Origin of the sequence: Mesorhizobium sp. B2-2-4, assembly GCF_006442375.1 — a bacterium.
Classification (GTDB): Bacteria; Pseudomonadota; Alphaproteobacteria; order Rhizobiales; family Rhizobiaceae; genus Mesorhizobium.
Window position 1 is genome coordinate 323,976 of record NZ_VFWB01000003.1, and the last position, 20,469, is coordinate 344,444.

Here is a 20,469-nt window from a genome sequence, read left to right on the forward strand (position 1 = left end):
TCGGCTGCGCAGGGCGTTCAAGGGCCAGCGTTCAGTACCCCAAGAGGTGCCGCAACCCGACGATCGGCAGGTAAACCGTCCAGACCAGGCAGACCAAGATCGCAATGACAACGCCCATGGAGGGCGCCCATTCCTGCCATAGTTTCAGGACCCGTCCGCTCCAGACTTCCTCAGGTTTCATTTCTTCCTCCCGCTAAACCCGTCGGCCTCAAAGCACCGTAGCTGACGAGAGTCGATTCTACCCGGCTATCTCAACCACCAGATCGCGCCAGCGATCACCAGCAACACAAAAACAATCCAGAACAGCCATTGGCCGCCCCGATTGCCGTGCTGTTTTTCGTATTCGGTCACTAGTGGAACTCGCTGACGTGGCCTTGTTCGTCTGTGACCCGTATCCACATCATTCCGGGCTCGCGTCCGGTTGTCACAGTCCGACCCGTCAATGAGGAAGCCGCCTGAATGGCGCTTGGCGCCTCTATCTTGTTGCGCCTGAAGACGGCGTTGCCGTTCAACTCCTCCACGACGTACTCAGCCATCGATGCCTCTTGAAGCCCGCCCAGCGCATTCAGCCGTACCCCCCGCGGCCGCTGGATCCAAATGGTCGGCCTCTACAGCTGGAAATTATTCTGGCGACTTGAGGTTCCGGTAACTCGCAAATTCGAACTCGCTGATCTTAGGCGTGCCAAGATCGGTGACGCGCACCCACGGTCTGCCGGGTGTTCGCCCCGGCTTCAGTGGTCGCTGGATCGCTTTCATAACGGCATGAACGTGGCTGTGGGCTTCCACTGAAGTGGTGCTGATCATCTTCGTGCCATTCATCGCCTCAACTTTGAAACTTGCCATCGGCCCCGATCTCCCCGGGCCGATCTCTAGCCAACTCCTACATCGAAAGGAATTGCTAATGGATCGCAACTTCGTGCGGGCGCTTGCGCTCGTCTTGAAATCCGAAGGTGGATGGAGCGACAACCCGAAAGACCCCGGTGGCGCCACCATGAAGGGCGTCACCCTCGCCAATTTCCGCCGCTACGTGAAGGCGGACGCCACAAAGGCAGACCTGCGCAAGATCACCGATGACCAGGTGGCGACAGTCTACCGCCGCTTCTATTGGGATGCCGTTGCCGGCGCCGAGCTGCCCGATGGCGTCGATTACGCCGTGTTCGATTTCGCGGTGAATAGCGGACCAGGGAGGGCGGCGAAATACCTTCAGGCAGTTGCTGGCGTCGTTCAGGACGGGCGCATGGGGCCAGCGACCGTGATGGCGGCAAAGGCAAAGCCGGCCGGCGTCGTGATCGATGCGCTGTGCGATGCCCGAATGGCCTTCCTGAAGCGCCTGCCGACATGGGGCGAGTTCGGCAAGGGCTGGACAAGCCGCGTGGCCTCTGTCCGTTCCCAGGCTCTGCTGATGAGCAAAGCGCCTGCGCCTACCTTCATCCAGCCCGCCGTGCCTCCCGCCGCTCCTGCGGCCCCCAGCGTGGTCGTTGTGACCCAGCAGGGCAATCAGCCGCCGGTTATTACGCCGGTCGCTCCCGCACCATCCACGGCCCCGACAGTGCCCAAGAGCAAAACGGGGTGGGGGCTGCTCGGGATCATCGTCGCCGCAATTGCCGCGGTGATCGCCAAACTTCACTTCGGAGGCTGACATGGAAACGATCAACCAGCCCAGCAGCCAGCCAACGAACAAAGTCGCGGTTGCGACGGCTGCCACGGCGGCATGGGCCATCATTGTGTCGGTCGGCTCGCTGGCGCTTCAGAACCTGGCGCCCACCTGGTATTCGCCGGATCTCATCGCCGCCGTTTCCTCGGGCGTCCCCGTGCTGCTTGTTTTCATCGCCGGCTGGTTCACCAGGGACAAGCCGAATGTCGTCGTGGTGCAGCAATGACCGCGATCATCGCTTTCCTGCTCACCCACACCTCAATCGCCATTGCCGCACTTGGCGCTCTGGCGACCGTCCTCGGCATCGGCTGGGGGAATCTGCGTGGCGCCAAGCGTGAGCGCGACAAGCAGGCTGCGGCTGAAGTCGAGGCTCGAGACATCAAGGACCAGGTGCAGAACGATGTTGGCGCGTTGCCGGCCGATGCTGCACGAAAGGAGCTCGGCACATGGTCAAGGGATTGACGCTCGCGCTCCTCATCGCGCTTGCCGGCTGCACGACAACGAAAGGCAGTTTCTGCGCCCTCGAAAGCCCCATACGGCTCTCTGCGGCGGCCATTGCGGCCCTCTCGGATGCCGAGGTGAGGGGCATTCTCGCGCACAATCGTACTGGCCAGAAACTCTGCGGATGGAAGCCGTGATGCATGATCTGTTCGACCTCCTCGGCATCAAAGGGCCGGTTGTTGTTGCGGGCCTCGCCGGAGGCATTCTGCGCGCATTGTCCCGCCATCGATACAAGCTGCGGGAAATGATCGCGTCGCCCATCTGCGGAGCCCTGGCGGCAGCGTATCTCACGCTACCGGCTGTCGCCTACTTCCAGGCAACTGGCCTGCCGATGCCTGATCCAACCAACGACACAACCACACTGGCGGCGGCCTTCCTGATCGGCGTCTCGGCAATGTGGATATCCGACATCCTGTTTGAGTATGTCGTGCGGAAGATCAAGCCGGCGCCTGAAGACTAGTTTTGCGCCTGGCCGCTGTGGAGCGCGTCAAACCGCGAGACCGCAAGGCGGATCGTGAGGGATGGGGTGCCGCGCTCGTAGAGCCGCCCATGAACAACATCAAGACCGCAAAGGGCTGGCAGCGGCGGGCTATGCTGCGAACTATTTTGTAGCAGGTTCAGTTGGCGCGGCTTTCGGTGCCGTACCTGGCTGAATCTCTGCTGCCACGCTCTGTTTATCCATCCAAGTCATCGCTAGTTTAATCCCACTCACGGACCACGCTCCCATCGTCAAAAGCCCGATACCTAACGCCAAAACGCCTGACAATGCACCGACGCGCGAGAGCATACTTAGCTCGCGAAACTCGTACCAAAACCGTCCCCACAAGCCCTTCGGCTTCTTTTGGCTAGGGTCCATCAGGAGCGCAACATGGATTGCGATGTCGGCCAAGATGGTAATCTGCCTGTCGTTAAAACAGTCGTTTTCTTGTGCGCATATATCACGCACGCTGTCGGCCACCCGATCATGCATTAGGGTGGCGCGCGTTGCCAAATCTTTGACGGAATCAGTTTTGCCGAGAAAGTCCCGCACTTTCTCGGCTTTTTGGAGTTGGACTTCACGTCGCTCTGTGGGCGAATTCATTGTTGCCGTTTGAAAAGAACCTAAATTGGTTCTTATTGATTCTCGAATCAATCGTATACGGCAATGACTATTTATTAGACAACTTAGAAGCTAAGGCTTGCGCGAATTCCTTTGGGAATCCCTTTGAGTGCAACCTTTTTTGCCAAGCAGAGGCGTCTAGGCGCTCATTCTGCCTCAATGCGCCTACTACGATATCGATGATTGCCTCGACCTGCCATTTCTGAAAAGCGTTATCCTCCATGAGGATATGCCTAAGATCAGCGGCTATGGCGGACAGCTGAGCATTCGCGATGCGGTTGCCGCGCTCGCGAGCATGCAAACTTGGTTCATGTTCTTTTAACAAGGCAGCAGACATTCAGCTTCCGGAGGTATCATCAGTGTCTGGCGATAATTCTAAGCAAGGATTAACGCAAATCACGAAGCCGCGTTCCACACGATATATAAACTGGCGAATTTGTCAAAACCGTATCGGCGACAAGCTCTAAGGGTTTTCATGCCGCACTCCGCTGCCAATAGCCAGCCCAAACCCGCGACACAGAATGATTGCGCGCCGCCAAGCAGGGCGAAGGCGTTGCTGCCGTTTGACCGGCGACGGTGATCTTCAAGCCAGATGCCGTGGCGGGCTTTTTCGTTCGACCTGGAACGACCGGCGCCGTGAGAGGTTAGGCGTCTGGCCGATGCTCCTCCCTCCCTCCCTCAACGTCGGCTCAATAGCCCGTCTCGGCTCAGGCCGGGGCGGGCTTTTTGTTTGCCGAGCGAAACGAAACGGCTTCCGGCAAGTTTCTGGAACCCAGAGGAGGTTCCGATGACAGATACCGGCGACGGACAAGAGGATGATCCGGGCATTCAGTTCCTCGCCCGGAGGCTGGCCAGAGAGGTTGACATCTCCGTGGCAGAGGCGCGCGGCCTGATCAAGCTCATCGGCACCGACTGGAATTCCCTGGTGCGCGAAGCCAAGATTTGGAAAGAATTGAAGGGCTCTGCCAGGTAGCCGAGGGGACTTTCCGTGCTCTGGGCGGGTGCTTTTCGGCTATGCCTTGATGCTTGGCGCTGGCGGCTTCACCGTCGCTTGCAACTGCAATTTTTCGACCGTGGCCACGATTGCCGCAGAGATGGCCTGCGCCTCGCCCATCAGATCAGGGCTGTAGAGCCCATTGATCATTTCTTCGTTGGGCAGCACCCCCGGCGGGCAGTGCTCCTCTATGGTCCTTCGGATCATGGTCAACGCCAGCCTGCATTCGTCCACTTCGATCTTCATGACCGATCGAACACAGCGCCGCGGCAAAAGTTCCGGAACCATTTTAGCTAAAACTAATTGAATCGCGGCCTCGCGAGTCAGTTCATGCGTTTGAAGTTCATCCCGCCAATGGAGCCGGAGCTTGTCGACACCCCGCCCGAGGGTGGCGACTGGCTGCATGAGGTGAAGTTCGACGGTTACCGCACACAGGTCATCAAGGACGCCGACGGCATCCGCCTGCTCACCCGGAGAGGGCACAACTGGACGGGGCGATATCGCCACCTCGCTGAAGAAGCCGCGGCAATAGAGGCCGAGACCTTCATCCTCGAGGGCGAGACGATCATGATCAATGAGGCCGGCCTGTCCGACTTCCATGGCTTGCAGGCTGCGGTCAGCAAGCGCACGCCGTCGCCTGACCTCTATCTCGTCGCCTTCGATCTGCTCTATCTCAACGGCCACGACCTGCGCGACATGCCGGTGGAGGACCGCCGCGAGATCCTGCATGCGATGATCCCGGCCGGTGGCCGGATCCAGTTCAGCGAGGCGCTGCCGGGCACCGGCGATGCCGTTTATCACCTTGCCTGCGAGACGAACCTTGAGGGCGTTGTCTCGAAGCGCAAGATCAGCATCCACCGCAGTGGCCCGACAATGAACTGGCGCAAGATCAAATGCTTCGACGAAAAGGAGATGGACATCATTGGTGTGCAGCGCGAGACCGGGAAGCCGGCCATGGTGCTGATGGCCGACAAGGGCCACTACAAGGGCGGTGCCTTCGTCACCTTCAAGGCCGACAAGCGCCAGCGCCTGTGGGATCGCGTGCAGGGCAAGGTCGGCGGGCCAGTGCCGAAGGGTCTGAAAAAGGAAAAGGCCGAATGGCTGAAGCCGGGTTTGGTCGGACGGGTCAAATTCCTCAAGGGTGAGGAAAAGCTGCGCCACGCCAAGCTGAAGGACTTCTGGGAGAGCTAAGCGGCTACAGAAATCGCTCGCCATCTGCATGACGACCTGGAGAACCAAATGCGATTCCTGCGGCGGTCGAGCGAAAACGAACCGTGCGTCGCGCAAAAAACACGCCGCGGACGAGACGACAGATCTCGCCGCACCAGATTGACAGCGCAGCGCGCCCCGGCTCTATTCGACATGGGTCAGGAGCAGGGGCATCATGAAAGCCAATTCCATCGCGCTCGCGCTATCATGCGGGCTTCTGTCAGCGTGTGCTGCAAGCAGCGCCATGAGAACGTCCGCCAACACCGCGATCATTCAGTCTTCGGCCGCGCCAGTGTGTGGCGGCATTGGCGCGGCACGCGTTGCCGAAAAGCAGGCGGCGATTGAAACGCTGAAGGCAGGATATGATCGCTACATCATCTATGACGCGGCGGCGAGCAATGACGTTCGCGTAACCCAGATGCCTGGCAGCTACCAGACCATGGGTAGCGCGTCGGTGTACGGCAACACGGCGACGTTCAACGCCAATACCCAATACATCCCTGGACCGACCATCGTGTCAGGTGGACACCACCAAGCACTCGGGGTGAAGATGTTCAAGGATGGAGAGCAAGGTGCAGCCCAGGCGATCCCCGCCCGCGACACGCTCGGGCCAGATTGGCAAAAGCTATTGAAGGAAGGCACGGTCCACAGCTGCACGTAATGAGCCGTGCGCCGGGGGGATCATCGCACGGCTATAACTCCGCCGCTTTTAAAATAATGAGCCCTGCTGCGGCGCCTGTTGCGGGAACTTGATCTGGGTCGCTGGCTTGTCAACGATCACGAGGACATCGTCGGGTGCGGGGCGCTGCAATTTCTTCGCCTCCGACCAGGGCGCGGTAAGCCAGGTCTCGATCTCTTCCTGGCTCGTCAGGATCACCGGCATAGCCTTCTCGTGGATTGGCTTGACCAGCGCGTTGGGCGCGGTCGTCATGAAGCCGTAGAGCTCGAAGTCGCCCGGACCATCCTTGACCTTGCGCACGCCATGCCAGGGCGTCCACAGACCTGCGAAGAAGAACAAGGGGCGGTCCTCGCTCAACGCGAACCAGTAGTTCCGCTGGATGCCGGTTTCGGGGTCTTTGTCGCCAGGCGCCGGCGACGGCTCGGCGAAGCTGGTTACGGGAACGACGCAACGATGCTCGATACCAACATATTGCTGCCAGTGGCCGTACTGTGGATTGCGAATGTTCGTCGTGCCGTAGTCGGCGGCACCTTTCACGCGCTCGGCCGGCGTCGGCATGCCCCAAAGGAGATTGGCGACCTCCCGCTGCCCATCTTGAGCGTTCCGAACCACCGGGCCCGGCCTGTTCGGATAGATGTCGATCGACGGTTCCAGGTTGCCGAGGATATCCCGGAGGGCACCCGTCCACTGGCGTATGGCCTCCTGGCTGGTGGTGAGGTTGTAGAGATTACACATATCTTGCCCCTAGTTGCGCAGGATCTCGGGAACGCTCAAAGGGCCAAGGTCGAGGATGCGCTTGTATTCGCCAGTGCGGCGCCAGACACCCCGGATCTTCCCACCCTCCCGATCGCGTTTCGGATCGAACACGTCGCCGCCAAAATGGTCAAGGAACGCCTTCGCCGCGGTGACGTCGGCGAAGCAGTGGATGCGATAGTCCTCGTATTTGCCGTTCGGCCATATCGCCTGCACACGCCTTATCTGCGGCTTGACGCCGATGTCCTGGCAGAACTTCGTGATCATGGTCAGGTTCCGGTCCGTGCAGATGTCATCCGGCAAGGCGACCTGGTGCGGCCAATCCCGGTCGATAACCGATGGCGCCGGCGTGACGCGGTTGCGTTTCGGCATCAGTGTGACGTCGGCTTCTCGGTTGCTGCCTCCAGCGCGTTGATTGCGTCGCGAACAGCTCGGCGCTTCGATTCGATCGGCTCATCCGGGCGACGATGCGAAAGGGAGAGGGCGGTAAAGGCCATAGACAGGTCGCCAATAAGGTCGCGCATTGAAAGCTGGTCGACGACCTCGGTAGCAACCCGCCAAGCCAAAACCGCGTCCTCCCCGTTCAACGTGTCCTTGCCATCTTGCTCGAGATGTTCGCGAAGCATCGCCAGCGCTGTCGAACGATCGGCGAGTTGCGTCTCCGGATCGGTCAACAACTCCAGCGTTACAGATATGGGCATGCGGCTCTCCGGCCAGCCGCCACAACAGGCCTCCAATGCTGCGGCATGGGCTTGCCCCCAAGCACTTGCGGCGCGGGACGCCGAATGGTCGGGACCATCTTCGGGCGGACCGTTGATGTCCCAGCCTTCAACAACGAAGGCACCGTAAGCGGCTTCCTCGGCAGTGAAACCAGCGCGTTCTAGTGCCTCCTCTGCTGCCTCCAAGCCTCGCGAAATTTCCTCGGGCGATGCACCCGGAACTGACAGAACGAGGTCCATATCATCCTCCTTGTGGCTATCCTGCCTACAGTGAACGAAAAGAGAACATTGGAGTCAAGAGGCTCTTGACGAGTGAGGAATATGTTCCTCATTTGTCAGCATGGCACACGATCCGATCAACACGCTGGGCAAGGCAACCCGGCACAACATGCTTGTGAAGGTGGAATGCAGTTGCGGCAATGTTCGCTACTGTCGGTCGGCCGATCTGATGATGGTGTATGGCGGCGGTGTCGACCCGCTGTCGCTGAAGTTCGATTGCAGCCGGTGCAAGCCGCAGGTGACGATCACCCTGCTTGAAGTGCATCCCGAGCACCTGCCGAAGCGGCTGATGATCCATAAGCCCATGAAGGTCGACGGCAAGATCACCTGGCACACCGAGCGGTTTCGGGGATGAGACCAGCCCTGATCCAGCCCGGACGGAACATTAGCTACTGCTAATAGTTGATGTGCGCGGCAGGTGGTGCCCCCCATCGCCTGCCGAAGATCGGCCCCCCGATCGGGCCCGTGTCCTCCGCCGAGGCGCGGGCTTTCGCTTGCCCGAAGCGGAGCGTACTAAGCGCTCCCGTCTGTTTCGCTGTCCTCATCGATTTGGCGCACCGGGAGATAGGCCTTGGTTTCCAGCCACTCGCGCAACACCATGGCCGGCACTACAATTGAAGCTCCGGCTATAGTTCATCACCTTCCGCGCACGTTGTACAGAAACCGTACAGAAACCCTTGAATGTTTCCGTTGCGTTCCTCGCCTTTTGCTCTACAAAACCCTTGAAAAGCGGCCAGTTCACATCATTCGTAATGATGGGGTCGCGTGTTCGAGTCACGCAAGCGGCACCACTTCCCCAGCCCCTGCTGACGTCGCCGTCATGGCATCTGCTCCTGCCACAAGGGTAATCCACTTTCGGCCGCGAAGTCTTTATCCTCCGCGTAGATCGGTTCGCCTCTTCTCACCACCCGCCGAAGCAGGGCCGCATCTTCGTTGGCGTGATATCGAAAGGCGTTTCGGGTGTCGTATCCGTGCCCGGCCTGGGACAGGGAAAACCCGCTGACGACGACAGGGGCAAAGCCGGCGAAACGCGCCAGTATGATCGCGAAGGCTCCGGTGGAGATCTTCCGGTGCCAGCCGCGGAACATATGATATTTGCCGCTAAGCTGCCAGACGACGTTGGCAAGCTGCCATTTGGTAAGCGCCTGCAAGGTTTCATAACGATAATTGAAGGTGCGACAACCGGCTTTCAGCTTGTCCTCGACATCGGGCCAAACCGGGATGATCAGGTGCTTTGCCTGCCGTCCTCTCAACAAATCACGCTTGTAGAAATCCTGTTCGCTGGCGTCGACAAAAATGCCGCGGCGGATAACGGCGATATCAGGAACGGGGAGGCCGACGGTTTCCGCCAAAAGCTGGGAAGCATTGACGGTCACAAGTGCCCAATCGGCATCATGTCCCTGCGGGAGGCGAAAATTCGGCGCCGAGCCCATCACCAAGGCGGGACCCGTGGCCCTGGGCAGGCGAAGAATTGGCTTTGCGAAGGCTGGCAAGAGATCCGAAAGCGGAGTTTTCATCCGGGAATCTGAACCGCCTGTTCCTCAAACGCGCGCAGGATGCTCTCTTCCCGGCTCCACAATTCGTCCCATTGCGTGGTGCCGGACCAACCCGCAAACCAAGGGCCGCCGAGCGTATAATGCGCCAGCGAGACATCGGCGGGATCGAGTTCGGAAGCCGAAGCCCCGACGAGGTAGTTCCACGCCAGGGGCAATTCGCCGATCTCATGGTCCTCAAGCCATTTGAAGGCGTGGAGGTCACGTCCGGGCCACGTATTGAGCATCTCATTGGTCAGCCGCTTGTTGGCGGGATGATCCAGATTCCATAAAACGACCGACGACCAGTTCTTGCGGCGATAGAACGTCTGCGTTTGTCCGTCCATCTTGACCGCTTCGGATTCGCGTTGCTGGTGCTTGACCGCCATGATCGCGTAGGAAGGATCGAGCAGATCGAGCAGTTTGACCGGGTCCTTCAGGAACAGGACGTCGCAATCGCAGAACATGGCCCAGCCGCTTTGCCCCATGAATGGAACGGCAAAGCGCGATATGGCAAACTCGGTCGCCATCGGCGCCTCGGAAATCGGGCACCAGAGCTTACCGTCACGTACTTCCATCGGCCGCGTCATGATTCCTTGGGCTACAAGGTCCTTGAGCACGAGCGGCTGTATCTGCAACGGGGTGCTTGTCCGCCGATAGGCGCTCCATCGCGCCACGTCTAGAACTCGGGATTCGCGCGGATCATAGCCAATGTAGATTGGTATCATGTGGCAGTTCTGTAATCTGATGTGAATTTAGGCGAATCTAGCATGGCAGCACTGCACGCGGAAGACCAGAAGCACATTCGCAATGCCGTGTGTCCGGGTTGCCACGAGCGTTTCATCTCTGAAGGTCTCGATGGTGTTTTTGCGCGACAAGAGCCAAGCAACCGGCATCGCACCTCTTCACGACGGAGCTGTCGAGCGGATCGTCGCACTCACATTTGAGACAGCTCACCAGCAAGCCACATCGACCGTTGTTATTGGACCTCACATCTCCCGGCCTGGCCCGTCCAGAGTGGCAGACCGAGCGAGTCCGCCACGTGCGGATCGCTCGTATAAAGGGGGAAACCGAGCGCCAACAGCGCCAGCAGGGTGGCACGATCGGAACCGACGTGCATCCGGTCGATGTTCAGTTTGTTGTACACATGGCCGTGCGAACCTGGGTCAATACCCGTGATGATCACGGCCGGCGCGCCGTTATGCAAGGCGTAAAGGACCGCCGTGATCCCGGTCGAGAACTTCTCCTCCAGATGCATCTCGAAATTGGGCACACCCATCACTGCTTCGTAGAGCGCCATGCGCTGGTGACGGGTCATCGTGCGCAGGTCGCGACAGCGGTAGTTGAAGGCCGCGATGTTGCAGCGCAATTCCTCCATCGTGCGGTGTGCACGCACAATCCAGAGCAGATCGGTCTCCTGGCCGGTCAAGACGGCGCGCACGGCCACAGCGTTGGGCTTGGTCGCGTCAAGTTGGTTGACGTAAAGAAATGTCGCGTCAGGAGTACCCATCCCCCAGCGGGCAGTCACGGTCTGCGAGCCATTCACGGTAAAGAGTGTGAAAGCATCGCGCTGAAAACCCACCGGCGGGTTCGAGACCGGCGCGGAGCCCACGACGAGGACCGGCTTTGTAAGCGGCACAGGGTGCCGTGGCGCCTGGGGGTGCAGCAGGCGATATAACAGTTTCCGCTTAACCACGAGAAGCGGGTGATCGAACAAGCGCTTGCGCAGCGGCTTCTGTGCATCGGGATTCGCTGCGCTATGCTCTGCAATCTCCAGAGCGATCCCCTTGGCCTTCGCCAAACCGGCCTCCTCTCAATGCTTTCCCGGGCATGTACTCCCCCCTGCCAGCCGGCGTTGATCAGCGGCTTGATCGTTGGGGCAGGCAGCAACCATAACGTGACGAATCATTTCCTCCGGCGCTCTGATGGGAACCCTTCGCTTTTCCCCAAGCGCTTCAAGCCTCTCTCACTCAATGTCGCAACTCTACTGTATTCGGCACGAGACTGCATGCGGGTTGCTGTTGTTTGTTGCTTCTGATCACGGTTCGATAGAACTCCGTCCGAAACTCATGGTGCCAGATCGGCAGCATCGCCGAAGCGATAGCCGCGCTCAATACTCAGCAGAGGATCAATCTCCACCAGCCGAACAGGAATTTCAACATCCAATTTCGACAACAAACGGCAAGACACATTGCTGCAACTGCGACCGAATCTACAACTGGGACCGAGACCCGACCTCAAAACGCCGCCTGGCACTGTGGATCGCGATGCTGGCCGAATGCATCCGCCATTGTCGAGACCGAGGTTTGATGTGAAACTCCCGGCGTCAGCATGGGAGGTCAAAATGCCCAACAGTTTCAAAACCGGAGACGTCGTCAAGCTGAAGTCCGGAGGCCCGAAGATGACGATAAGCGACGGTGCCGCCTCCGGCACATATATGTGTCATTGGTTCAACCGCGAGGGCGATGTATGGACCCCGCAGCATGCCGGCTTCAAGCCGGACCAGTTGGTGGTGGCGGACCAATCGACATAGAGCGGTTCACCGTTTCGCGGAAACGGCGAAACGCTCTATCTCTTTGTTTTTGCGCAATTCCATAGGGAAAGCGCTACGCGCTTTTCCCGGGAAAACCGTACACACTTTTCTTGGAATTGCTCAAGTTCCTGCCCTTCAGCTGAAGGGTTCGAACAGGGCGCAAGCAGCGCCCGATCGGGCGCGTTGTTGCGGCATGCGCCTGCTGGCCTAAAAGTCACCGACGGATTTCTACCGCCGCTGCGTTTAACGGGAGAAGCGTCGCCACGGCACAATGCCATGGCAGCGCGCCAACCGGAGACGCCAGCATGATACGCCGTTCGATCCTTGCCGCTGCCTTGAGCCTGCTGACCGCCACGGCGTTCGCCCAGACGGCGACACAGCCTCCGGCCGCGACGTCCCCTTCTGCACCGCCCCCCGCTGCCGCGCCAGCCACGTCAAAGACCAGGCCCGAAATCACGCTGGCCAAGTTCCAGAAGCGGCGTGAGAAGGCGATCATGGCCGCCGACACGGATGGCGACGGCAAGATCAGCCTGCTGGAATGGGAGGCCCTCCAGGCAAAGCGCGGCACCAAGGGCGACCCGACACAGTCCTTCGCGCGCGCGGACTCGAACCATGACGGCTTCATCGACCGCGCCGAGCTCGATGCGTTCTTCGCCCAGCGCTTCGCCAGGCTGGACAAGAATGGCGACGGCGTTCTGAGCGTCGACGAAATGCCGGGCCATAAATCCGCTCCCAAGGCGGAGCAATGAACGGGGGTAATGGCACGCGATGACCATCAGGGGTGCGCCAGCCGATGAGCGCGGATCCGGACGAGGATCTGGTTCGTCGTATCGGCGCCGGCGATCCGGCGGCCGTGCAAACGCTGGTCGCGCGCAAGCTGCCGCGCATCCTGGCGCTTGCCGTGCGCATGCTGGGCGACGCGGCGGAAGCCGAGGATGTCGCGCAGGAGACCTTCGTCCGACTCTGGCGCCATGCCTCGGGCTGGCGGCGCGGCAATGCCAGCTTCGACACCTGGATCCACCGGGTGACGCTGAACCTCTGCTACGACCGGCTGCGCCGCCGCCGCGAATGGGTGACAGACGATCTGCCGGAGGTGGTAGACCCGGCGCCGCTTCCGGATACCCAGCCGCGGGAAGACACGTGGCGCGTCGAACAGGCCTTGCGAGCCATCGCGCCGCGGCAGCGCGAAGCCATCATCCTGGTCTACTATCAGGACATGTCGAACATCGAGGCGGCCACGACCCTGGAGATCAGCGTCGATGCCCTGGAGAGCCTGCTTTCGCGCGGCCGCAGGGCGCTGCAGGCGATCCTGGCCAGGGACGATGTCCATGAATGAGAACCGCGCCGCCATGAAAGCGCAGCGTTCGCGCCTTGCCGACACCGCCTGGCAGCCGGCTCCGATGATCGCCGCGCCGCGCGGGCACGCGATGCCAGCGGGCAAGGGGCCAACAGGCAAGGGAAAGACCGATGTCTGACCGATCCAGGGACGCACCGACGATGGATGCCGAACGCTTTGCCGTGCTGGCGGCAGCCTATGGCGGCGACTTGCGGCGATGGCCACAGGCCGAACGCGCGGCGGGCAGCATCCTTGCCGCAAGCGACGCGGGCGCGGCTATTCTGAGGAATGCCGGCAAGCTCGACGCCCTGCTCGACAGCTATCGCGTCGAGGCGCCCGGCAAGGCGCTGCACGGCGGCATAGTGAGGGCTGCCGACCGGCATCTTGCCCAACGCTCGCGCCAGCGTTTGTGGTGGCTGGGACTGGGACTTGCCGGCATCGGCCTGGCCGGCGCGGTTGCCGGATCGGCTTTGGTGATCGTCGCCACGCCTGAGGTTCAGCCCGATCAGTATGTGCTGGACGCCAATGCGACGGCGTTCGGCGATGCCGGTCCCGACGACACCATCGAGGAAAACCTATGAGCACGAGCCGCAAGCTCCTCATCGCGTCCGTGGCGCTGAACGTCTTCCTGGCCGGCGCCCTTGCCGGCGGGGCCGTCTGGCTGAGAAGTGGCAAGGCGGGCCAGGGCTATTCGCTGGAAGCGGCCGGAGGCCGGCTTCCGGACCAGGAACGCAGGATCTTCCGCAAGGCGTTGCGTGAGGTCCGGCGCGAATCCCGCCAAGTCATTCTCGACGGCCAGCAGGCCAGGCGCGAGGCCGCCGACCTGCTGCGGCAGCCCACCCTCGACACGGCAGCCCTGACAGCCGCGCTCGATCGGGCCCGCAACGCCGACGTCACCATGCGCATGCGGCTGGAGCAGCGCATCGTCGAGTTCGCCGCGGCAAGTTCGGCAGAGGATCGCGGCGTTCTGGCTGAGGGGCTGACAAGACGCGCCGGGTTGCCGCCGGCGCCAAAAAAATCGCCATAAGCACCGACGGAATGCGCCGAAGCCGCCGTTTAAGGCAAGAAGGGCACACCTGCCGGACAGCTTGGTGCGAACAGGTTTTCAACTTCGAGACCATTTGGAGTATCGTCATGAACCGTCTGACACAATACGCGGCCGCCGCCGCGCTTGCCTTGACCGGAACGGCCGCGACCGTTGCGGCGGCATCCGCCACGCCGATGCTGCCCCAGCCAAGCGCCCCGGCGCTGATCGAGCATGTGGCATGGGGTTGCGGCCCCGGCTGGCATCCCAACCACGGGGGGCGCTGCGTGCCCAATCGGGTGGTTGTGTATCCGCGTTATTACCGGCCCGGCCCGGTCTTCCACGTCTGGCACCCCCATCGTGTCTGGCACCCACATCGGGTCTGGCACCGCTGGCGTCACTGGTAACCAGCGCGATCTGGCGCCGACCAGCGATGTCAGGGCGGTGCTGAAAGGCCTGCTCGCCGACCAGTTCGGGCTTTCGGCGGCGGTGCTCGTCGACAAGGTGTTCCCGGAGTCCGCGACGGTGAAGCCGATGCGCGATCTGGTCGTCTGAATTCCCATCGCACATGGCGATTAAGGTTAAATTTACTATGGAATTGTTCGAAAGCGGCAAATGACACAAAGCTCCCCCAAAGGAACGCACAGACATGTTCGTGGGGAAAGCCATATCTCGACTTCAAGGGCCTTTGCGGGCCTTCTGCCATCCGCTGGCGTTGGTGCTGATCAGCCTTGCGGGCGTTTTTGGTGCCGGCCGGGCCGAGCATGAATGGCTGTCGGTGCCGTTCTCGCTGACATTGGTGGCGGCGCTCGCGGGAGCGGTGTTCCTGACATCGGGGCGCCTCGCCTTTTCCGTCTATCTCGCCTGGATGGCCGTTGCCCTGGTGACGCTGATCTCGGCGGTCAAATTCCGGATGAAGGGGTTCTCGCTGCACTTCTACGACACGATCTTCGTGTCGACGGATCCGGGAGTGTATCGCTTCCTGCTCGGCTCCTATCTCCACCTCATCCTGCCTGTCGCTGCGGCTTTGGTGCTTGGCATCGCCGCAGTGATCCTGATCTTTCGCGCCGACCGGAAGCTTGGCTGGCCCGCATCGGCGCGCGCCCTGCTTCTGGCCGTCCTCGTCACGCTGGTGCCGCTGACCTTTCCCGCCGAGGCTTCGAAGGACCGGTACTTCTACTATATGCAGGGCCGGCACATGTCGGCCTTCTTCATCTCACTGATGGATCTGCGCAACCTGGTCGTCGAGCCGGCGTTCGAGCAGCGGCTGCAGGCCGTCGCGCCACAGCCACCCTTCGCCGACACGGTCGACTGCGGCGACCGGGCAGCGCTTCCCGATATTTTCTTCGTGTTGAGCGAAAGCCAGTCCGATCCAAGCTATTTTCCGCAGATCGCCAGCGGCGCGGGATTCCTGCAGCGATTTGCACCTGCCGCCGGCGAGCCCCGCCCGATGCAGGTCGAGACGTTCGGCGGCGGCACCTGGATCAGCAATTTGTCCTTGATGACCGGGGTTTCGGCCACCGATTTCGGCTGGCGAAGTCCCTATCTGACGATCACGCTACAGGACAAGGTCGCCGGCGCGTTGCCGGAGTTGCTGGCGCGCTGCGGCTATCGAACGGCCGTCATGACGCCGATGGACTTTACCTTCGTCAACGAGGGGCCTTTCTTGAAGTCGATCGGGTTCGAGAACGTCCTCGACATCAAGGATATCGCCGCGCCCTTCTACCACCTGCGCGACCGTTTCTATTATCACGCGGCGGAGGCATTCATCGCCAGGCACCGCCGGGAAGACGGCCGGCCACTGTTCCTCGAAATCCAGACCATGTTTCCGCACTCGCCCTATGAGGGGCGGATGGAGCCGGGATTGAAGATGGAAGGCGAGCCTTTCGCGGACGATTTCCAGGTCGGCGAATATCTGCGCCGCATGGCGATCGCGCGCGGCGACCTTCAGGATTTTCTCAAGCAACGGGAAGCGGAGGCCGGCACGCGCGGCGCCGTGGTGCTCGAATTCGGCGACCACCAGTCCTCGGCAACCAAACCGTTTGTCGATGCGACCGCAGGCAGTGACGCGCTGGCCAAGCTTGACTCGCTCGCCTATCGCACCTTCTACACCCTCACGACCTTCCATCATCCACTGCGTCACCCGATGCCCGATATGGCGTCGCTCGATATTGCCTTTCTCAGCGCAAGCCTGCTCGATGCCGCCGGCCTGCCGATGTCACCCGTCATGTCCGATCTGGTGCGGTTGCGTGACCATTGCGGCGGCAGGTTCCATGGCTGTGCTGACCGGGCCGAGGTGGAGGCACATCTGCGCCGCCGCGCCGATTCAGGACTGCTGCATCTTTTCCCGCAAGCTGCGCCGCTTCATTCACAAGTCGAAACACGGTGACGGCGCGACGCGGCCTCAGTGTGTCGGCCCGGCCCCCAGCGTCGCCACCGTCTTGAGAGCGCCATCGAGCATGTCGCCCTTCTCGTCCTTCAGCGCCGCCTCGCGCAACCGCCTCATCCAGTCAGCGGCGTCGGCGCGCCCCTTGAGCAGGTCGAGCGCCGACAGCACGCGGTCGAACTTCGACTGGGCACGGACATGGGTGTCGCTGTAGCCCTTGATCAGCCGGCGGCAGTTCAGGATCTCCACGGCCAACGCATAGTCCTCACGCGCATGGCCCAGCGCCAGCGCGTACCAGCTCTCCAGATGCGCGGCTTCCACCTTGTGGCGCAGCAGGCGGCGGCGCCAGCGGCGCAGGCCGCCGATGAACCACAGAGCGGTGAAACCGGCAAAACTATCGGTACGGATGCGCCGGCCGCGATTGATGCGACGGTCAAGGAAGGCGGCGAGCTTCGGCCGGTTCTCGATGTAGCTGCCCAGCCCCGCCGGCAGCGTGCCGCAGAACTCCTCGATGCGCGGATGGAAATACTCGGTCACCTGCAGGACCGAGCCATCCCTGACGCCGACCTCCTTGCGCACGCGCCTGTCGCGGGTCGAGCGCGTCTTCAGGTCGGCGACGCGGATCATGTCGTCGTAGCATAGGGCGTTCGCCAAATGCTTGGCGGCGGCGATCGAGAGGGCATAGGCTCGATCAGGCCCGTCCAGCACGACGGCTTTGTCCAGGCGGTCGAGATATTCGCGTCCGTAGGCAATGTCCTGATAGTCCACGACCTTTCGCAGACCGCGCAGCGCCATGTCGCGCACCGCCACGGGCATCACGTCGATGCGGGCGGCCAGGGCCTGCCAGCCTCGCAGGAGGTCTTGCGGGCCACTCACCTGTCCAGCGGCCAGGGCGGAGCCGACGACAGCCGCTTCTGCCGGCTTTGGCGCAGCCGATGATGCCGTGCCGCGCGCGCGATCATAGGCGGCGGCGAAGGCGGCGAGGCTGGCCTTGACGCCGCGGCCACCGGCGCCGATCGCCTCCTGGTAGCTTTCGCGCGTGAACGGCAGAGCGCCGGAGCCGGCCAGCGCGCCAAGCAGGCTGGCCGAGATCATCGAGCCGCTGTCGGCGGCGATCTTTTCCATATCGAAAGCGATGAAGCGCTTCGATGCGGCTTCAGCCGTCGCGTACACCTTCGACGACGACGCCCTGCCGTCGCCGGGCTCGATCTTTTCCGACACGGCGGCGATGCGGTGCGAAGAGGTGATCAACGTCGTGCGGTCGGGAGTGACAAAGCCGCGGATGATGGCGCGGCCGGCTTCCATCAGCTCGGCGGCAATCAATATGTCGACGTCGCCTTGCGAGGGCGACAGCGCGAAGACCGGCAGGCGGCCGGTGTCACGGGCCATCTCGACATAGTAGATGGTGGCGCCGGTGCGCTGGGCGACGCCGGCCACCGAGGTCGATTGCGCCACGTAACCGTTGCGCTCGGCGACGTCGGTGATCCAATCGGCAAGCACGCCGCCGCCCTGGCCGCCGACGGCAAGCACCGCAAGCTTGATAACGCGTTCGTCGTCGGCGGCGCCTGTCTTCGGGCGCAGTGAGGCGTTGTGATCAAGCATCGGCGAACACCAGACGGCGGCCTTCGCGGCGACGCTGCAAAAGACCGATGACGGCGCGCCGGGCGCTCTCGAGGAAACGGTCCCAGCGGCTCGGATTGTGCACGACATCGGCGCGATAGAAGGACGGGCACAGCACCGCCGCATCGGCGACTTCGCCGCAATTGCCGCAGCCGACGCAGTTCTGGTCGATGCTTGCCACCGGATCGTCGCGCAGCGGATCGTCGAGCGACTTCACCGACAGCGACGGACAGCCGGACAGCCGCATGCAGGCATGGTCGCCGGTGCAGATATCCTCATCGACGCCGAACTTCGGCTTGACGACGCGCGTCCCACCCTTGATCGCCTTGTCGACCAGGGGCTTTTCGCGGCGCTGGCGGTTGAGCATACATTCCGACGAGGCGACGATGACTTTCGGGCCTTTCTCGTCCGTGGTCAGCGCCTCGCGCAGCGTGTCCTGCATCTTGCCGACGTCATAGGTGCGGTCGACATGGCGCAGCCACTTGACGCCCATGCCTTTCACGGCCTCGGTGATGGGATGCTTCGTCGACTTGGTCTTGTTGCCGGCGCGAGACGACAGGATATCCTGTCCTCCCGTCGCGGCCGAGTAGAAATTGTCGACGATGACGATGACGCCGTCGTTCTTGTTGAACACCGCGTTGCCGATCGAGGAGGTCAGGCCGTTGTGCCAGAAGCCGCCATCGCCGACGAAGGAGATCGAGCGGCGCTTGGCGTCGGGTGAATTGAAGGCCGAGGCCGAGGCCGGGCCGAGCCCGTAGCCCATTGTGGTGGCGCCGAGTTCGAAGGGCGGCATGATCGAGAACAGGTGGCAGCCGATGTCGGACGCGATGTGGTGCTTGCCGAGTTCCTGTTCGACCAGTTTTGTCGCGGCAAAGATCGGCCGCTCCGGGCAGCCGATGCAGAAACCGGGCGGTCGACCTGGAACGACATTGATCAGGTCCGCCGTGTCGACGCCGTCGCCGACCTTGTTGGGAGCCCGCACTTCGCCGGGCAGAAGATGCGGCGCCTCGGTGCGCAGGAAGGCGCCGATGCCGTCGAGCATGACCTGGCCGGTATATTCGCCGGCCATCGGCAGGTGCTCCTTGCCGACCAGGCGGGTGCCACGCCCGGCCTTGTGCAGCATGGCGGCAAAGGCCTGTTCGATGTAGTTGGGCTGGCCTTCCTCGACGACCAGCACCGCCTGCTTGCCTTCGCAGAAGGACAGAAACTCGTCGTCGATCAACGGATACACGGCATTGAGCACGTAGAGCGGCACGTCGGTCTCGCCATAGGTGTCGGCAAGGCCGAGCCGCTGCAAAGCGCGGATGACGGAATTGTACATGCCGCCCTGCATGACGATGCCGACGGAGCCGTGATCGAAACCGAAGATCTCGTTGATCTTGCGGCTCTTGATGAAATCCACCGCCGCCGGCCAGCGCTTCGCGACCTTCTCCTTCTCGTGCAGGAAGGAAGCGGGCGGCAGCACGATGCGGCCGGTGTCGCGGCGGGGCGCCTCCAGCGCATCGGCCACCGTCATCGGCGGCCGCTTGTTGTCTTTGGCGGTGAAATGACCGTGGACATGGCAGCAGCGGATGCGCACCTGCAGCATGACAGGCGTGTTGGAGGCCTCGGACAACTCGAAGCCGTCTTCCACGGCCTTGACGATCGAGGGCAGGTTCGGGCGCGGGTCGAGCAGCCAGACCTGGCTCTTCATGGCGAAGGCATGGCTGCGCTCCTGCATGATCGAGGAGCCCTCGCCATAGTCCTCGCCGACGATGATCAACGCACCGCCGGTGACGCCGCCGGAGGCGAGGTTGGCGAGCGCGTCGGAGGCGACGTTGGTGCCGACCGTCGACTTGAAGGTCGCCGCGCCGCGGATCGGATAATGCACCGAGGCCGCCAGCATGGCGGTGGCGGTGGCTTCCGAGGCGCTCGCCTCGAAATGCACGCCGAGTTCGCCCAGAATGTCCTGTGCATCGGCCAGCACGTCCATGAGATGGCTGATCGGCGCACCCTGGTAGCCGCCGACATAGCCGACGCCGCATTGCAGCAGCGCCTTGGTGATGGCGAGGATGCCTTCGCCGGCAAATTCCTCGCCGGCGCCGAGCCTCAGCTTTTCGACTTCCTTGGCAAAAGACCGTTCGGCCATTTTTGGCCTCCTTCCGTTGCCGC

Annotated in this window: 31 protein-coding genes and 2 pseudogenes; 18 read left to right on the forward strand and 15 right to left on the reverse strand. The window is 62.0% G+C overall.

Translation table 11 applies throughout. The features are described 5' to 3' along the window. Positions 1–31: 31 nt before the first annotated feature. The 3 genes from FJ959_RS31675 to FJ959_RS09880 form a co-directional block, all read right to left on the reverse strand. Positions 32–181, reverse strand: coding sequence for a hypothetical protein (locus tag FJ959_RS31675; RefSeq protein ID WP_181171967.1), 150 nt, complete (start codon positions 179–181; stop codon positions 32–34). Between the two features lie 169 nt (positions 182–350). Then, complete coding sequence (locus tag FJ959_RS09875; protein ID WP_140629937.1) at positions 351–536, reverse strand: hypothetical protein; 186 nt, start codon at positions 534–536, stop codon at positions 351–353. An 85-nt stretch (positions 537–621) separates the two neighbouring features. Further along, entirely contained in the window at positions 622–843 is a 222-nt protein-coding gene (locus FJ959_RS09880) for a hypothetical protein (RefSeq protein ID WP_140629939.1), read from the reverse strand. A 58-nt stretch (positions 844–901) separates the two neighbouring features. Here FJ959_RS09880 and FJ959_RS09885 point away from each other — a divergent pair, with 58 nt between their 5' ends. The 5 genes from FJ959_RS09885 to FJ959_RS09905 are packed head-to-tail and all read left to right on the forward strand — an operon-like array spanning position 902 to position 2,615. After that, on the forward strand, positions 902–1,639 hold the full coding sequence (locus FJ959_RS09885) for a glycosyl hydrolase 108 family protein (RefSeq protein WP_140629941.1): 738 nt from the start codon (positions 902–904) through the stop codon (positions 1,637–1,639). Position 1,640: 1 nt separating this feature from the next. Then, entirely contained in the window at positions 1,641–1,880 is a 240-nt protein-coding gene (locus tag FJ959_RS09890) for a hypothetical protein (RefSeq protein WP_140629943.1), read from the forward strand. After that, entirely contained in the window at positions 1,877–2,116 is a 240-nt protein-coding gene (locus tag FJ959_RS09895; protein ID WP_140629945.1) for an ABC transporter permease, read from the forward strand. Before FJ959_RS09890 ends, FJ959_RS09895 begins: the two co-directional genes overlap by 4 nt. Next, entirely contained in the window at positions 2,101–2,292 is a 192-nt protein-coding gene (locus FJ959_RS09900; protein WP_140629946.1) for a hypothetical protein, read from the forward strand. The genes FJ959_RS09895 and FJ959_RS09900 overlap by 16 nt, the downstream gene beginning before the upstream one ends. Beyond that, a complete protein-coding gene (locus tag FJ959_RS09905; RefSeq protein ID WP_140629948.1) occupies positions 2,292–2,615 on the forward strand; it encodes a hypothetical protein in 324 nt (107 codons plus the stop codon). The genes FJ959_RS09900 and FJ959_RS09905 overlap by 1 nt, the downstream gene beginning before the upstream one ends. A 141-nt stretch (positions 2,616–2,756) precedes the next feature. Here FJ959_RS09905 and FJ959_RS09910 read toward each other — a convergent pair whose 3' ends face one another. The 3 genes and pseudogenes from FJ959_RS09910 to FJ959_RS32125 all read right to left on the reverse strand — a co-directional run. Continuing rightward, complete coding sequence (locus FJ959_RS09910; protein ID WP_140629949.1) at positions 2,757–3,236, reverse strand: hypothetical protein; 480 nt, start codon at positions 3,234–3,236, stop codon at positions 2,757–2,759. Between the two features lie 67 nt (positions 3,237–3,303). After that, positions 3,304–3,591 carry a hypothetical protein gene (locus FJ959_RS09915; protein ID WP_140629950.1) on the reverse strand — a complete coding sequence of 96 codons (288 nt, stop codon included), beginning with the start codon at positions 3,589–3,591 and terminating at the stop codon, positions 3,304–3,306. 136 nt (positions 3,592–3,727) lie between these two features. Continuing rightward, positions 3,728–3,845 (reverse strand): annotated as a pseudogene (locus FJ959_RS32125) (IS1595 family transposase); the annotation flags it as partial. A 196-nt stretch (positions 3,846–4,041) separates the two neighbouring features. On the opposite strand from FJ959_RS32125, the gene FJ959_RS09925 reads away from it, so the two are divergent. Further along, entirely contained in the window at positions 4,042–4,227 is a 186-nt protein-coding gene (locus tag FJ959_RS09925; RefSeq protein ID WP_140629952.1) for a hypothetical protein, read from the forward strand. A gap of 39 nt (positions 4,228–4,266) precedes the next feature. On the opposite strand, the gene FJ959_RS09930 is transcribed toward FJ959_RS09925, so the two are convergent. After that, positions 4,267–4,494: a hypothetical protein gene (locus tag FJ959_RS09930; RefSeq protein ID WP_140629953.1), complete on the reverse strand. Its 228-nt coding sequence runs from the start codon at positions 4,492–4,494 to the stop codon at positions 4,267–4,269. Positions 4,495–4,578: 84 nt separating this feature from the next. Between FJ959_RS09930 and FJ959_RS09935 the strand changes: the two genes are divergently transcribed. Both FJ959_RS09935 and FJ959_RS09940 read left to right on the forward strand, forming a co-directional pair. After that, positions 4,579–5,439 (forward strand): ATP-dependent DNA ligase, encoded by an 861-nt coding sequence (locus FJ959_RS09935; protein ID WP_140629955.1) that lies wholly within the window; start codon positions 4,579–4,581, stop codon positions 5,437–5,439. Between the two features lie 193 nt (positions 5,440–5,632). Then, positions 5,633–6,118 (forward strand): hypothetical protein, encoded by a 486-nt coding sequence (locus FJ959_RS09940; RefSeq protein WP_140629956.1) that lies wholly within the window; start codon positions 5,633–5,635, stop codon positions 6,116–6,118. 48 nt (positions 6,119–6,166) lie between these two features. On the opposite strand, the gene FJ959_RS09945 is transcribed toward FJ959_RS09940, so the two are convergent. The 3 genes from FJ959_RS09945 to FJ959_RS09955 are packed head-to-tail and all read right to left on the reverse strand — an operon-like array spanning position 6,167 to position 7,848. Further along, positions 6,167–6,871, reverse strand: a complete 705-nt coding sequence (locus tag FJ959_RS09945) for an SOS response-associated peptidase (protein ID WP_140629957.1) — start codon at positions 6,869–6,871, stop codon at positions 6,167–6,169. Positions 6,872–6,880: 9 nt separating this feature from the next. Then, the gene (locus FJ959_RS09950; RefSeq protein ID WP_140629959.1) at positions 6,881–7,261 is read right to left on the reverse strand and encodes a hypothetical protein; all 381 of its coding nucleotides are present in this window, start codon (positions 7,259–7,261) and stop codon (positions 6,881–6,883) included. Then, on the reverse strand, positions 7,261–7,848 hold the full coding sequence (locus FJ959_RS09955; RefSeq protein WP_140629960.1) for a hypothetical protein: 588 nt from the start codon (positions 7,846–7,848) through the stop codon (positions 7,261–7,263). Before FJ959_RS09955 ends, FJ959_RS09950 begins: the two co-directional genes overlap by 1 nt. Positions 7,849–7,948: 100 nt before the next feature. On the opposite strand from FJ959_RS09955, the gene FJ959_RS09960 reads away from it, so the two are divergent. Continuing rightward, complete coding sequence (locus FJ959_RS09960; protein ID WP_140629961.1) at positions 7,949–8,242, forward strand: hypothetical protein; 294 nt, start codon at positions 7,949–7,951, stop codon at positions 8,240–8,242. Positions 8,243–8,705: 463 nt separating this feature from the next. Here the strand turns inward: FJ959_RS09960 and FJ959_RS09970 are convergent, their stop codons facing one another. Both FJ959_RS09970 and FJ959_RS09975 read right to left on the reverse strand, forming a co-directional pair. Continuing rightward, complete coding sequence (locus tag FJ959_RS09970) at positions 8,706–9,404, reverse strand: hypothetical protein (protein WP_140629962.1); 699 nt, start codon at positions 9,402–9,404, stop codon at positions 8,706–8,708. After that, positions 9,401–9,997: a hypothetical protein gene (locus tag FJ959_RS09975; RefSeq protein ID WP_224680244.1), complete on the reverse strand. Its 597-nt coding sequence runs from the start codon at positions 9,995–9,997 to the stop codon at positions 9,401–9,403. The genes FJ959_RS09970 and FJ959_RS09975 overlap by 4 nt, the downstream gene beginning before the upstream one ends. A 255-nt stretch (positions 9,998–10,252) precedes the next feature. Here FJ959_RS09975 and FJ959_RS32130 point away from each other — a divergent pair. Further along, positions 10,253–10,388, forward strand: a pseudogene (locus tag FJ959_RS32130) (IS630 family transposase); the annotation flags it as partial. Between the two features lie 10 nt (positions 10,389–10,398). Here FJ959_RS32130 and FJ959_RS09980 read toward each other — a convergent pair. Then, positions 10,399–11,220, reverse strand: coding sequence for a membrane-anchored protein (locus tag FJ959_RS09980; protein WP_246675043.1), 822 nt, complete (start codon positions 11,218–11,220; stop codon positions 10,399–10,401). Positions 11,221–11,763: 543 nt separating this feature from the next. Between FJ959_RS09980 and FJ959_RS09985 the strand changes: the two genes are divergently transcribed. The 8 genes from FJ959_RS09985 to FJ959_RS10020 all read left to right on the forward strand — a co-directional run bounded on the left by FJ959_RS09985 (position 11,764) and on the right by FJ959_RS10020 (position 16,701). Next, positions 11,764–11,952, forward strand: coding sequence for a DUF2158 domain-containing protein (locus FJ959_RS09985; protein WP_140496939.1), 189 nt, complete (start codon positions 11,764–11,766; stop codon positions 11,950–11,952). 305 nt (positions 11,953–12,257) lie between these two features. Beyond that, the gene (locus FJ959_RS09990) at positions 12,258–12,701 is read left to right on the forward strand and encodes an EF-hand domain-containing protein (protein WP_140556763.1); all 444 of its coding nucleotides are present in this window, start codon (positions 12,258–12,260) and stop codon (positions 12,699–12,701) included. Positions 12,702–12,745: 44 nt separating this feature from the next. Beyond that, positions 12,746–13,288 carry an RNA polymerase sigma factor gene (locus FJ959_RS09995; protein WP_140629964.1) on the forward strand — a complete coding sequence of 181 codons (543 nt, stop codon included), beginning with the start codon at positions 12,746–12,748 and terminating at the stop codon, positions 13,286–13,288. Next, on the forward strand, positions 13,281–13,427 hold the full coding sequence (locus FJ959_RS31680) for a hypothetical protein (protein ID WP_181171968.1): 147 nt from the start codon (positions 13,281–13,283) through the stop codon (positions 13,425–13,427). The genes FJ959_RS09995 and FJ959_RS31680 overlap by 8 nt, the downstream gene beginning before the upstream one ends. Continuing rightward, entirely contained in the window at positions 13,420–13,869 is a 450-nt protein-coding gene (locus tag FJ959_RS10000) for a hypothetical protein (RefSeq protein WP_140629966.1), read from the forward strand. The genes FJ959_RS31680 and FJ959_RS10000 overlap by 8 nt, the downstream gene beginning before the upstream one ends. Next, on the forward strand, positions 13,866–14,315 hold the full coding sequence (locus FJ959_RS10005; RefSeq protein ID WP_140629968.1) for a periplasmic heavy metal sensor: 450 nt from the start codon (positions 13,866–13,868) through the stop codon (positions 14,313–14,315). Before FJ959_RS10000 ends, FJ959_RS10005 begins: the two co-directional genes overlap by 4 nt. A gap of 357 nt (positions 14,316–14,672) precedes the next feature. Next, positions 14,673–14,867, forward strand: a complete 195-nt coding sequence (locus FJ959_RS10015; RefSeq protein WP_140629971.1) for a hypothetical protein — start codon at positions 14,673–14,675, stop codon at positions 14,865–14,867. A 94-nt stretch (positions 14,868–14,961) separates the two neighbouring features. Next, on the forward strand, positions 14,962–16,701 hold the full coding sequence (locus FJ959_RS10020) for a sulfatase-like hydrolase/transferase (protein ID WP_224680772.1): 1,740 nt from the start codon (positions 14,962–14,964) through the stop codon (positions 16,699–16,701). Between the two features lie 15 nt (positions 16,702–16,716). Here the strand turns inward: FJ959_RS10020 and FJ959_RS10025 are convergent, their stop codons facing one another. Both FJ959_RS10025 and FJ959_RS10030 read right to left on the reverse strand, forming a co-directional pair. Beyond that, positions 16,717–18,300 (reverse strand): indolepyruvate oxidoreductase subunit beta family protein, encoded by a 1,584-nt coding sequence (locus tag FJ959_RS10025; RefSeq protein ID WP_140629973.1) that lies wholly within the window; start codon positions 18,298–18,300, stop codon positions 16,717–16,719. Beyond that, positions 18,293–20,446 (reverse strand): indolepyruvate ferredoxin oxidoreductase subunit alpha, encoded by a 2,154-nt coding sequence (locus FJ959_RS10030; protein ID WP_140629976.1) that lies wholly within the window; start codon positions 20,444–20,446, stop codon positions 18,293–18,295. Before FJ959_RS10030 ends, FJ959_RS10025 begins: the two co-directional genes overlap by 8 nt. Between the last annotated feature and the right edge of the window lie 23 nt (positions 20,447–20,469).

Coding starts and splice junctions, on each gene's coding strand:
- FJ959_RS31675 (WP_181171967.1), bottom strand. CDS start 181: ATGAAACCTGAGGAAGTCTGGAGCGGACGGGTCCTGAAACTATGGCAG.
- FJ959_RS09875 (WP_140629937.1), bottom strand. CDS start 536: ATGGCTGAGTACGTCGTGGAGGAGTTGAACGGCAACGCCGTCTTCAGG.
- FJ959_RS09880 (WP_140629939.1), bottom strand. CDS start 843: ATGGCAAGTTTCAAAGTTGAGGCGATGAATGGCACGAAGATGATCAGC.
- FJ959_RS09885 (WP_140629941.1), top strand. CDS start 902: ATGGATCGCAACTTCGTGCGGGCGCTTGCGCTCGTCTTGAAATCCGAA.
- FJ959_RS09890 (WP_140629943.1), top strand. CDS start 1,641: ATGGAAACGATCAACCAGCCCAGCAGCCAGCCAACGAACAAAGTCGCG.
- FJ959_RS09895 (WP_140629945.1), top strand. CDS start 1,877: ATGACCGCGATCATCGCTTTCCTGCTCACCCACACCTCAATCGCCATT.
- FJ959_RS09900 (WP_140629946.1), top strand. CDS start 2,101: ATGGTCAAGGGATTGACGCTCGCGCTCCTCATCGCGCTTGCCGGCTGC.
- FJ959_RS09905 (WP_140629948.1), top strand. CDS start 2,292: ATGCATGATCTGTTCGACCTCCTCGGCATCAAAGGGCCGGTTGTTGTT.
- FJ959_RS09910 (WP_140629949.1), bottom strand. CDS start 3,236: ATGAATTCGCCCACAGAGCGACGTGAAGTCCAACTCCAAAAAGCCGAG.
- FJ959_RS09915 (WP_140629950.1), bottom strand. CDS start 3,591: ATGTCTGCTGCCTTGTTAAAAGAACATGAACCAAGTTTGCATGCTCGC.
- FJ959_RS09925 (WP_140629952.1), top strand. CDS start 4,042: ATGACAGATACCGGCGACGGACAAGAGGATGATCCGGGCATTCAGTTC.
- FJ959_RS09930 (WP_140629953.1), bottom strand. CDS start 4,494: ATGAAGATCGAAGTGGACGAATGCAGGCTGGCGTTGACCATGATCCGA.
- FJ959_RS09935 (WP_140629955.1), top strand. CDS start 4,579: ATGCGTTTGAAGTTCATCCCGCCAATGGAGCCGGAGCTTGTCGACACC.
- FJ959_RS09940 (WP_140629956.1), top strand. CDS start 5,633: ATGAAAGCCAATTCCATCGCGCTCGCGCTATCATGCGGGCTTCTGTCA.
- FJ959_RS09945 (WP_140629957.1), bottom strand. CDS start 6,871: ATGTGTAATCTCTACAACCTCACCACCAGCCAGGAGGCCATACGCCAG.
- FJ959_RS09950 (WP_140629959.1), bottom strand. CDS start 7,261: ATGCCGAAACGCAACCGCGTCACGCCGGCGCCATCGGTTATCGACCGG.
- FJ959_RS09955 (WP_140629960.1), bottom strand. CDS start 7,848: ATGGACCTCGTTCTGTCAGTTCCGGGTGCATCGCCCGAGGAAATTTCG.
- FJ959_RS09960 (WP_140629961.1), top strand. CDS start 7,949: ATGGCACACGATCCGATCAACACGCTGGGCAAGGCAACCCGGCACAAC.
- FJ959_RS09970 (WP_140629962.1), bottom strand. CDS start 9,404: ATGAAAACTCCGCTTTCGGATCTCTTGCCAGCCTTCGCAAAGCCAATT.
- FJ959_RS09975 (WP_224680244.1), bottom strand. CDS start 9,997: ATGGAAGTACGTGACGGTAAGCTCTGGTGCCCGATTTCCGAGGCGCCG.
- FJ959_RS09985 (WP_140496939.1), top strand. CDS start 11,764: ATGCCCAACAGTTTCAAAACCGGAGACGTCGTCAAGCTGAAGTCCGGA.
- FJ959_RS09990 (WP_140556763.1), top strand. CDS start 12,258: ATGATACGCCGTTCGATCCTTGCCGCTGCCTTGAGCCTGCTGACCGCC.
- FJ959_RS09995 (WP_140629964.1), top strand. CDS start 12,746: ATGAGCGCGGATCCGGACGAGGATCTGGTTCGTCGTATCGGCGCCGGC.
- FJ959_RS31680 (WP_181171968.1), top strand. CDS start 13,281: ATGAATGAGAACCGCGCCGCCATGAAAGCGCAGCGTTCGCGCCTTGCC.
- FJ959_RS10000 (WP_140629966.1), top strand. CDS start 13,420: ATGTCTGACCGATCCAGGGACGCACCGACGATGGATGCCGAACGCTTT.
- FJ959_RS10005 (WP_140629968.1), top strand. CDS start 13,866: ATGAGCACGAGCCGCAAGCTCCTCATCGCGTCCGTGGCGCTGAACGTC.
- FJ959_RS10020 (WP_224680772.1), top strand. CDS start 14,962: ATGTTCGTGGGGAAAGCCATATCTCGACTTCAAGGGCCTTTGCGGGCC.
- FJ959_RS10025 (WP_140629973.1), bottom strand. CDS start 18,300: ATGCTTGATCACAACGCCTCACTGCGCCCGAAGACAGGCGCCGCCGAC.
- FJ959_RS10030 (WP_140629976.1), bottom strand. CDS start 20,446: ATGGCCGAACGGTCTTTTGCCAAGGAAGTCGAAAAGCTGAGGCTCGGC.